This window comes from Pseudomonadota bacterium (genome assembly GCA_022361155.1).
GTDB lineage: Bacteria > Myxococcota_A > Polyangia > Polyangiales > JAKSBK01 > JAKSBK01.
This window is the reverse complement of the sequence record JAKSBK010000412.1, coordinates 1-10,858: the sequence shown is the minus strand read 5'-3', so window position 1 is coordinate 10,858 and position 10,858 is coordinate 1. Positions and strand designations below refer to the sequence as shown.

Below are 10,858 nucleotides of genomic sequence, written 5' to 3'. Positions count from 1 at the left end.
CGTGATAACGGCCGCTCCGCAGTCGAAGCGCCGGAAGCATAGTCGACACTATGTTGGGGACACCGAGACGAGGACGCGGCCGTTTGCGCGGGTGGATCGGCCGATCGAGCCGGAGGCTGGTGACCGATGCGGGCTAGGCTAGCCTGATTGCGTCCGCGCCCGCCCGCCGTCGAGTGCTCTGTCCGCTGGATCATCCAAGGGAGCAAGGCAATCCACCCCCTCGCTCCCTAGCATCTGCTCACTGGCCTGCCACAGCCGGCGTGCGGCGGCTGCGTCCTTGGCGGCACTCGAACACGGAGCCGCCTTGCACTTGTCGAAGTAGGCTCCCGTGACCCCGCGAACTTCGGCTGATGTGGCCAGATAGATGCTCGTTTCGGCGCCCTGTTCCGCCGAGATCATGAAAGGGCGCGCGAGCTTGAAGGCGAACGCAAAAAAGCCCTGCGCGTCTCCGTCCCCGGCAAAGCCGGTGCGCACCACCCCGGGGTGTAGCGCGTTGGCGGACACTTGGCGTTCGTCGAGCCTTTGCGCCAGCTCCCGCGTGAAGAGGATATTCGCAAGCTTGGTCGCGCAGTACACCCCGAAGCCGTCGTAGCGGCGAGCGGAATGCAGGTCGTCGAAATCGAGCCGCCCACGCTTGTGGGCGCGCGACGAGACATTGACGATACGGGCCGGTGCGCTGCGCTCGAGCGTGTCGCGCAGCAGGTGCGTCAGCAGAAATGGCGCCAGGTGATTGACGGCAAGCGTTTCCTCGAAGCCGTCGGGGGTTACGCGGCGCCTGGACAACATGAGGCCAGCGTTGTTGATGAGCACATCGAGCCGACGGTGGCGCCTTACGAACTGCTCAGCCAGGGCCCGCACGTCTCGCATCTGCGCGAAGTCCGCCGTCAGCAATTCGACGTTCGGATTGCCGCCATGCTGCCGGATATCGGCCACCGCCTGCTCACCGCGCTCACGGTCTCGTGCGGTGCACACGACGGTAGCGCCGCGCTGCGCCAGGGCCCGGGCAGTCACCTTGCCGATGCCCGAGTTGGCTCCCGTGATCAACACGACCTTGCCTGACATGGCTACCGGCATGACGGGAGGGAGCCTAGCGTGCATCCCCCGCACGAGTCACGCGTTTCAGACAGCTCGCGCCCCTCGAAGCCCGGCTCGGGTCTGCTCTCTCGGCGTCGCCAGCCGGAAACGGGAATTTCACGCCAGTACCGCCCCACAGTCCCTGCGGGCCACACAAGAAACAGAACTTCCCACGCCGCAGGTAGGCTTGCTGCCATCTTCAGGCGGCGCTGATGCGCCGCTCCGCTCGCGCAGCGAGCCCTAGCCGGAAACGGAAGTCTCAGGCTAGAGCAATCCTCGCCTGAGCGAAGGGCCGATCAGCAGCTCGAAGTAGCCCCCGGTGCTGGTTTGCGTGCTGCCCACCACCACCGAACGTTGCGCGCCACTCATGGAATCGAACACGGCCCGGGCGGTGATGCGCGCCTCGTCAAGTGCCCCGGCCTCGGGTGCGCCGGCGTCTGGCAGCAGCCGGTAGACCAGCTGGCCGCGAATCAGAATTGGAGCGTCCAGACGAATATGGCGGGTCACGGGCTGTCCCGTGAGCGTCACTTGCTCACCAATACTGAAATCGCGAAAAAGCTGCCAGGCAAAGCCGCTGTCAACGGGTGGTTTTACAACGATGTCGTAGCCCCCGGGATCCAGGGGCAGCGAGAATTGCCCGCTGAGGGGGTCGACAGCGACCTCGACACTGCGGTTGAAGGTTTCACCGGCACGGTTCGGAGGCGCTTGCCCGTTGGGCGACAGCGCGAGCGCCCGCACGAGGGTGCCCGACACGGGCAGGCGCTCGTCGCTCCGGCGCGCCTCGTGGTACACCGTTCCCGTCAACAGCGGCGCCCTGGGCAGGCGCATCACCGAGCCGTTGAGCGAACGAGGACCAGCCGCAGGAGACGGCGGTGCCGGGGCAGACGCGGGAAGGCCAGGCACGGGAATTCTCGGCTCGACCTCCACGCGATGCGTGCCGGCATACAGCGCACAGGTGCGGCCCGCGTCCTGCGCCTGCGTGTCCGGCGAAGATACGGGAGGGGCGATCACCACCTCGTAGGTGCCCGGCACGAGGTCAACCTCGAAGACGCCGTTCTCGTCCACGTCGTGGTCGGTGGTCGTCGTGGACGCGCTGAAGCTGGCACGCAAGGGCGTACGTGGGCCGCCCAATGCGATCGATTCCGAGCGAAGCGTGACCGGTAGACCCACGCTCGAGGCGAAGGCCTCTTCGGAGTAGCAGTGCTCCACAACGGCCCGGAAGGTGATGGGCGCGAGCACCTTCGGCACCTGCACCAGACGCACGCCACCTTCGATCACGGGTAGATCGGCAACGCGGGCGCTGAAGCTCGGGTAGGGCATGGGTGCCTCGTGCTCGGCGAGCAGCTGCAGCTCGTAGTCGTTCGGATCCGGGCGGTGGCTTGGCATGAGACGCAGGGACACGGAATTCTGACCAGGATTCGTGAGCCAGCTCGACGACACCACGTGCTGTGTCCGCCTATCCCGCACCAGGATCTGGAAGCGGACACCCTCCGGGATGTCGTTGACCAAAAAGTCTTCAGTCCGCAGCCGCTCGGGGTAGCTCAGGTCGAGACGCTGCCACGCACCCGGTTCGAACCGTACCTGCTCGTACCTCGGAGGCAGCAGCTGGGATTCCGCGCCGGTGGGTTGCACGATCACCTGGTAAGCGACACCGGGCAGCAAGCGAACCGAGAAGGTCGACGCCTTGCCGAATGGATCCGCGATAGGGTCTGCCAGGGTGGTGGCCGTAACCCTGCCGATACGAACCCCAGGGCCGCTGGCCTCGGGCACGAAGGTCAGCTCGGCGCCGACCATTCGCCCGCCGAAGGTCACGCTACCGTAGATTCGAGCGGGCCAGGGTAACTCGAATACCTGCCCGTCGGCGGCGTTTGCGAAACCGACCTGAACGGGTTCGCCACCACGGGGGCCTCGCTGCGTCTCTACCTCCAGCGCCAGTGCGAAGGGTGGCGGCCGCCGCGTCAAGCACATGCTTCGCGCACAGATCGCGGCGGCGGCGCAGTCGCTTGCATCCGCACAGGTGTTGGCCGATGTCGCCCGGGAATCCTCGGCGCTGAAGCTGCAGCCCACCAAGACGCAAAATGCAAGCGACAACGCGGCGCCGGGCCGGCGGGGCGGGCGCCCCCTGCCGCAAAGCCTCGCGCGAGGAAATCTGTGCTGCCACGAGGCGTGCGCAAGCATGGTGTGCGGCAAGCTATGCATATTCTGAGCCAACGCCACGAGAACCCGGTAACCCATGGACGTTAAAGCAAAAAGCTAGCAGACGCCTGCCAGCGGCGCGAACTCCCGCCATGACAACGCTGTCGCGGTCCTTCGAAGACCAGACCGCGACCCGCGAACTCGTCCCGCCCTGGACTAGTACCACGAGTTTCCGGGCCGTTGTGCTAGTGCCTCGCCACAGGAATCCTGATCGTTTGGCCCCAGCCCTGGCGCCCGCTGGCGGCGTTGCAGCGGCCGTCAGAGCCGGCGGGAATCCAGCATAATCCCTGGCAAGCGGTACTAGCCGGCAGGTTCCTTGAGCTCGGGGTCGCGCTCCAGGTAGCGGAAGATCGTGCGTGGATCAACGCCCAGATCACGAGCGGTCTTGGTTCGGTTTCCAGCGTTGCGCTCGAGGACCTCGGCGATGTAGCGGCGCTGGAAATCCTCGCGTGCCTGAGCGAGGGTTCGGATCGGCGCGAGAGCCTCGGGAAACAAGTCCAGGTCCTCGGGACCGACCAGCGATTTCTCGCACATGACGATCGCCTTCTTGATGCGGTTTTCCAGCTGCCGCACGTTGCCGGGCCACGGATACTTGCGGATCGCGATCATGGCGTTGGGTGTGAACCCCTTGACGCGCGAGCCGAACTCCTTGCTGAACTTGGCCAACAAATACCTCGAAAGCACGACCACGTCGTCGCCGCGTTCACGAAGCGGGGGCAGGTGCAGATTCACCACGTTGAGACGATAGTAGAGGTCTTCGCGGAAGTTACCCAGCTTCATCTCGCCGATCAGCTCACGGTTGGTAGCCGCGACAATGCGGATATCCACCGGCTCGGGCTTGGCCTCGCCGACCTTGAAGACGACTTTTTCTTGCAGCGCCCGCAGCATCTTGACTTGCAGCGCTACCGGCAGCTCGCCAATTTCATCGAGAAACAGCGTGCCGCCATCGGCAAGCTGGAACTTTCCGCTGCGTGTCGCGACGGCACCTGTAAAGGCGCCTCGGACGTGACCGAACAGCTCCGACTCGATCAGATTGTCGGGGATGGCGCCGCAGTTGATAACCACGAACGGACCGCCGGCACGTGTGCTGCGGCGGTGAAGCTCGCGCGCGATCAGCTCCTTGCCGGTGCCCGTCTCACCCGTAATCAGCACGCTAACCTCGGTGGGAGCGACCTTTTCGACCGTGCGAAATACACTCAGCATCGGTGGACACGTGCCCACGATATCGCCAAAGCGCTGCGCGTCGAGCTTCTCTTTCAACTGGTCGCGGTCGGTCTTCAGCTGGTCAAGCAGCAGCGCGTTCTGAAGAATGAGCGATGCCTGGCCAGCAAAAATCGTCAATACGTCGAGGCTGCCCTCCTCGAAGAGATTGACGACGTTGTCGTTTCCGACGTACAGCAGGCCGAGTAATTGCCCCTGCGAGAGCAGCGGCGCGCACATGACCGAGCACAGCTTGAGGTTCATCACGCTTTCGCTGGTCTTGAAATGCTCGTCGTGCAGTGCATCGCTGACAATGAGCGGCTTGCGCTCCTGTATCACGTTGCGCAGAATGCTGTCTGACAGATGCTGCACGCTGTCCGACAGGTTTTGCTGCCTTAGGTTGCGGGCAACCGTAACTCTGGGTTCGTCGTTCTGCACCAGAATCAGAAAGCCTTTGTCGGCATGTGTGACCTCGATGACCGCATCCATCAGCGCCTCGAGCAGCTCGTTGACACTGTCGAGCTCCATCAGACGCTGACTGAACTCGTACAGCTTGACGAGTCCCCCGAGCTCGGTGGAGGCGTCGCGCGACTTCGAATCGATGTCCGTGAGCTCATCGTAGAGGGAAAAGCTCAGGCTCGCCGAACCCACGCTGAGTTGGTCCCCATGAACCAGCTTGCTCCGGCGCTTCTTCTTGCCGTTGATGCGCAGCTCGCCCTCGCGATCGACCTCGTTCAGATTGAAATCGCGGCCGTCAAACACGATCTGCGCATGGTAGTCAGCCAGCCCCGGAGCCTGCAGGCACACGTCGTTGCCGCCCGCCCTACCTATGCTGACGATCTTCTTTCGTATGGGAAAGACCTGAGGCGGACCCTCGGCTGCCATCCACTTCAGACACGGCATGGTGCCGAAGTGTACCAGAAAGGCAACCCGCTATGGCGCCATTGTGTCCCGCGGAGAGCCCGCGTTCCTGTCCAAAATGGATGCCAGAGCGAGCGCCCCCGCAGAAAAAACCGCAGGAATAGCAGCGCTATTTCGAGGACTTTTTTTCGAGGAGGTAAGCCGCTATGGCGCCATTGTGGACAGGAACGTTAGCTGCAGCCCATGGAGTTGCCACAGTTCAAACACTTATAGCAGGCGCCGTTGCGCACGGTGATGTGACCGCACTGATCGCACATGGGTGCGTCCCCCATCATCTCGCCCAGTTGCTTGTCGAGCGCGCTGCCGGACGAGGCGCCGTGGGACTCGAAGAGACCTACCTGTTTGGTCGAAATCTCGGTTGGCGCGTGCGGAGCTTCGTTGCCGGCGGCGCGCTTGGCCTGAACCACTGCGCTGGCGTCGGTGGTCGGATCCTCCATGTCGGCACGGATCTCCTCCGGCGGTACGTGTGCCAGATCATAGCGCTGCAGATACTCGATGCCGAGCACGCGAAAGACGTAGTCGATCATGGATGTCGCGAACTTGACGTTCGGGTGCCCTTTGACCGGGCCCTGGGGCTCGAAACGGGTGAACGTAAACTGCTCGACAAAGGACTGCAGGGGCACGCCGTGTTGAAGGCCCATCGATACGCTGATGGCAAAGCAGTTCATCAGCGATCGGAAGGCGGCACCTTCCTTATGCATGTCGATGAAGATCTCACCGAGGGAGCCATCGGTGTATTCTCCAGTTCGCAGGAAGATCTTGTGTCCCGCAACGCGCGCCTCCTGCGTGAAGCCTGAGCGTTTCTTGGGCAAGCGGTGACGGACGGTGTGCGGTGGCGTTTGGCCTTCGACGACCGTTGCCGGGACCGCCTGCTCCGCCGCAGCGCTGGAGGCCGCAGCGGTATCGGGCTCCTGCTGGGTATCTCGAGCCTCCTGCTCTCCAGTGGACAGGGGCTGAGAAGCCTTGCAGCCGTCGCGGTAGAGCGCGATCGCCTTGAGCCCCAGCTTCCAGCCCTCGAGATAGATATCCGCTACTTCCTGCACCGTGGCTTCGTGCGGCAGGTTGACTGTCTTGGAAATCGCGCCCGAAAGAAACGGCTGAGCCGCGGCCATCATACGCAGGTGCGACATGGGCGACAGGAAGCGTTGACCCTTGCTGCCACAACGATTGGCGCAATCGAATACGGCCAGGTGCTCCTGCTCGAGGTGGGGCGCGCCCTCCAGGGTCATGCGTCCGATCACGTGGTCGTTTAGCTCGTCGATCGCCGCCGTTGACAGGCCAAAATGCCGAAACAGGCTGAAGCCAGGTGCTTCGAAGCTCTCGCGCGCAATCCCTAGACGCTCGTAGGCCTGGGTGCCGATCACCCACGGTGCCAGTGCCTGCGAGACATCGAAAACCGAGCTCAGCGAACGCTCGGCACGCTCGATCTCGGCAGGCAGCAGGCCGCGCTCGTGCAGCCACTTGCGCGAAGCGTGAGGCGCAGCAGCAAAGGTGTTTGATCCGCTCACGTACGCGACCATTTCCGCGATCTGAGCCTGTGTGTAGCCCAGTCGCTCGAGGGCCGCGGGAACGCTCTGATTCACTATTTTGAAGTGGCCACCCCCCGCGAGCTTCTTGAACTTCACGAGCGCGAAGTCGGGCTCGATGCCCGTGGTATCGCAGTCCATCAACAGACCTATCGTCCCCGTAGGCGCCAGCACCGTGGCCTGTGCGTTGCGATACCCGTTGCGCTCGCCGAGCGCGACCGCCTCGTTCCAGCTCGCTCGAGCCGCCTCGAGCAGGTCCTGGGGGCAACGCATGGACACAGGCGTCGGCTCGGGGCAGCCGGCGAGCGACTCGATTTGAAAGCTCTTGTCGCGATGTTTGCGCATCACCCGCAGCATGGGCTCCCGGTTAGCCTCGAATCCCGGGAATGGGCCCTTCTCGCCGGCCATCTCCGCAGAGGCCTTATACGCTTCACCGCAAAGCACGGCGGTCAGCGCCCCACAGATGGCACGCCCCCTGGCACTGTCGTACGGAACACCGAGCCTCATCAAGAGCGTGCCGAGGTTGGCGAAACCAAGTCCGAGAGGCCGGTAGTCGTGGCTGTTTTTCGCGATTTCGGCCGTCGGGTAGGAGGCGAAATCGACCAGGATTTCCATGGCCATGACCAGCACACGAATGCTGTGCTTGTAGCCCGCGACATCGAAGCTGCCGTCGGGACGCAGGTACTTCGCGAGGTTGATCGAAGCCAGGTTGCAGGCCGAGTTGTCTAGAAACATGTACTCCGAGCACGGATTGGAAGCGTTGATCCGGTCGGTGCTGGGGCAGGTGTGCCAATCGTTGATGGTGGTGTCGTACTGTACACCGGGATCGGCGCAGGACCAGGCACTCTCGGCGATCATCTTCCACAGCTGTCGCGCGCGGTGGGTTTCCGTCGCTTGCCCGGTGGTGCGCGCCAGCGTGTGCCACTCGCCGTCGCTTTCGACCGCACGCATGAAAGCGTTGGTAACGCGCACCGAGTTGTTCGAGTTCTGTCCCGAGATCGTGTGGTAGGCGTCGCCGTTGAAGTCCGCCACGTAGCCCTGAGCGATCATGGCACGCGCCTTGTGCTCTTCCTTGACCTTCCACTGGATGAAATCGACGATTTCCGGATGATCCATGTCCAGGCAAACCATCTTGGCGGCACGGCGCGTGGTGCCTCCCGATTTGGTGGCACCCGCTGCGCGGTCGAAAACTTCGAGAAAGCTCATGAGCCCCGAGGACGTGCCGCCGCCAGAGAGCTTCTCCTGGCGACCCCTGAGCGGACTGAAGTTGGTGCCCGTGCCCGACCCGTACTTGAACAGACGAGCCTCGGTCTTGACGAGCTCGTAAATCGACATCAAGTCGTCGGACACGCTCTGGATGAAACAGGCCGAGCACTGTGGCCGCTCGTATGCATTCGCGGTCTCAAGGATGGAGTCGGTGTCGGGGTCCCATGCGAAGTTGCCGCCGCTGCCTTCGATTCCGTAGCGCTGGAACAGCCCGCAGTTGAACCAGACCGGCGAGTTGAAGGCCGCCATCTGATGGATCAGCAGGTAGCTGAGCTCCGCCTCGAAGACCTCGGCATCGTCGCGGCCCTCGAAATAGCCACCCAGCCGTTCTCCCGCGTCGCGGATCGTGCGCGTTACGCGATGCACGAGTTCGCGTGCGCTCCGTTCGCCCCGGTTCGGGTCCCCCTTGATACCAGCCTTACGGAAGTACTTGGACACGGCGATGTCGGTGGCCAGCTGGGACCACGCGCGCGGGACGTCGATTCCCTTGAGCTCGAACACGACCGACCCGTCCGGATTGCTGATCACGCTGTCGCGCTGCTCACTCTCCGGCTCGTCGAGCGGCTCGATCCCCGCGCGCGTGAAATAGCGCCCAACGCTCAATCCAGGAGGCTGACGGTCCATGGACTGGATATTTGTTCCGTTGTTTTTGGCCCGAGTCAAGGGCCTCACGACCTGGCTCTGCACGCCCACATCAACCTCCCGCCATCGGTGGCACTGCCGATACGCCGCTGTTCAGATCACGATCCGGCCTGGACATTCCACATCGTGTCCACCATAAATCCACAATATGTAGGGAATGATACGCCGCGACTACGCAACCGGTGGTAGATCGTCTTTAAGCCAAGCCGCAGGCTCAAGTCAAGACTCTATGCATCCGCCTGACTTCACCGCATGCAGCGGTCGTCATGGCAAGACATGACAATACATATACTGACTATTTATGTATATACCATAAAGCGGCGGCGAGCAAGATCCCAAGCCCCTGGCACGCTTTCGCCCCTTTTGCGGCCCAAGACAGCCTGAAGACTCCACCGCAGACGCCGCCGCTTCTGCTCCAGGTCGCTCGGGCGGCACACGGGCGGGCGCGCGAGTATGATATCGGTGGGGCTCGGACAGATGCTCGAAAGGATCGGCAATTGTCGCATTACGGGCGAACTGGGCAGTGGAGGGACCGCGGTCATCTACAAGGCGGTGCAGGAGCCGCTCGGACGGACCGTGGCCATCAAGGCACTCAAGCCCTCCATCGCCCGGGATAGCGAGTTCGCAGAGCGCTTCGAGCGCGAGGCGCGCTTCATGGCGTCACTGCAGCACGAAAATATCCTGCACGTCTACGATTTCGTAAAGCAGGATCAGTCGACTTACATCGTCATGGAGTATGTGCGCGGCATCGACTTGCGCGAGCTGCTGGCGCAATGCACCTGCCTGCCGGTGGATGTGGCGGCCATCGTCGCACTGCAGGTCGCGCGCGCGCTCGACCACGCGCATTTTCGCGGAATCATTCATCGCGACATCAAGCCAGCCAACATCATCATCTCGCGCTCGGGTGAGGTGAAGCTCATGGACTTCGGCGTTGCGGGCGAGGAAGCCGTGAGCGGTCACGAAGGAGCGGATGCGGGGGTTGGCACTCCCAGCTACATGAGCCCCGAGCAGGTGCTGGGAGACAAGCTCGACGCTCGCAGCGATGTGTTTTCGTTGGGCATCGTGCTCTACCAGTGCGTCACCGGCACGCGACCTTTCGAGGAGGACGCTGGACGCACCGCCATGCAGCGAATCCGACTGGACCGCTACGTTCGACCACGCCGGGTCGTGACCGATGTTCCCCGCGGCATCGAACGCTTGATGGCTCGCTGCATGGAGAAACTTCCAGCACGCCGTTACCAAACCACCCAATCCCTCATTCACGATCTGCAGGATTTCCTTGCACCACGCGTGAGCATCAACTACAGCGCGCGACTGGTGATGTTCTTGCGTGATGCTCAGCTCATCGGCAGCATCGAAGCCGATGAGACGCTTGCGAACGCACTTTCACGTTCCGCCCGAAGCGCGGGCTACAATCATGGCTTGCTGCGCAGCACAGCGGTAGTCTTTGGCGCGTTGTTCCTCGGTGTGGTGCTGAGCGGGGGAGCCATTCAGGCCGCGCACGGCGGGCTGGGCGCGAACGACAGCGTCGGCGCGCCGCTCGTCCTCGAACGCGCCGGGTACCTGCGCTTCGTCGTACAACCGTGGGCCGAAGTCCACATCGATGGCCATAGGGTGTGTACGACGCCCAGCGCACGCACCTACCCGGTGGCTCCAGGAAGACACTATCTGAAGCTCAGCAATCCCCACCTTGGGGAACGGCACCTGGAGCTCACGATCAAAGCCGGCGAGATCAAGCTTGTCGACGTCAAGCTCGAAGCGAAGGTGTCCAAGCAGCCTGCCACCCAGACCGGTGGCTGAGCAATGCGTACGACATCGGCATCGAGCACGTCGGCCGCGGCCATCGTCGTGATCGGTCTGTGGCTGACCACGTCGATCCCAGCGCAAGCGCACAACGCGATCGTACACATCGTACGACAAGGCGAAACCCTGGCATCGATCGCGGAGCGCTACTACGGCGAGCCCCGCTTCGAGCGGGTGCTGGTTGCGGAAAACGGACTGACCACCGAGGGCGGCTCGGCGATAGTCGTCGG

At 63.1% G+C, this 10,858-nt stretch carries 6 protein-coding genes; 2 read left to right on the top strand and 4 right to left on the bottom strand.

Annotated elements, in window-relative coordinates; genetic code table 11:
• Window positions 1-138 precede the first annotated feature (138 nt).
• From MJD61_16000 to MJD61_15985, 4 genes are all read right to left on the bottom strand, one after another.
• On the bottom strand, window positions 139-1,098 hold the full coding sequence (locus tag MJD61_16000) for an SDR family oxidoreductase (GenBank protein ID MCG8556768.1): 960 nt from the start codon (window positions 1,096-1,098) through the stop codon (window positions 139-141).
• Window positions 1,099-1,338: 240 nt separating this feature from the next.
• Window positions 1,339-3,144 carry a hypothetical protein gene (locus tag MJD61_15995; GenBank protein MCG8556767.1) on the bottom strand — a complete coding sequence of 602 codons (1,806 nt, stop codon included), beginning with the start codon at window positions 3,142-3,144 and terminating at the stop codon, window positions 1,339-1,341.
• 426 nt (window positions 3,145-3,570) lie between these two features.
• Window positions 3,571-5,373, bottom strand: coding sequence for a sigma 54-interacting transcriptional regulator (locus tag MJD61_15990; GenBank protein MCG8556766.1), 1,803 nt, complete (start codon window positions 5,371-5,373; stop codon window positions 3,571-3,573).
• 188 nt (window positions 5,374-5,561) lie between these two features.
• Window positions 5,562-8,807, bottom strand: a complete 3,246-nt coding sequence (locus tag MJD61_15985; protein ID MCG8556765.1) for a vitamin B12-dependent ribonucleotide reductase — start codon at window positions 8,805-8,807, stop codon at window positions 5,562-5,564.
• Between the two features lie 495 nt (window positions 8,808-9,302).
• Here MJD61_15985 and MJD61_15980 point away from each other — a divergent pair, with 495 nt between their 5' ends.
• The gene (locus MJD61_15980; protein ID MCG8556764.1) at window positions 9,303-10,625 is read left to right on the top strand and encodes a protein kinase; all 1,323 of its coding nucleotides are present in this window, start codon (window positions 9,303-9,305) and stop codon (window positions 10,623-10,625) included.
• Window positions 10,626-10,628: 3 nt separating this feature from the next.
• Window positions 10,629-10,858: LysM peptidoglycan-binding domain-containing protein (locus MJD61_15975; protein MCG8556763.1), on the top strand; the 230-nt coding region annotated here is incomplete at its 3' end.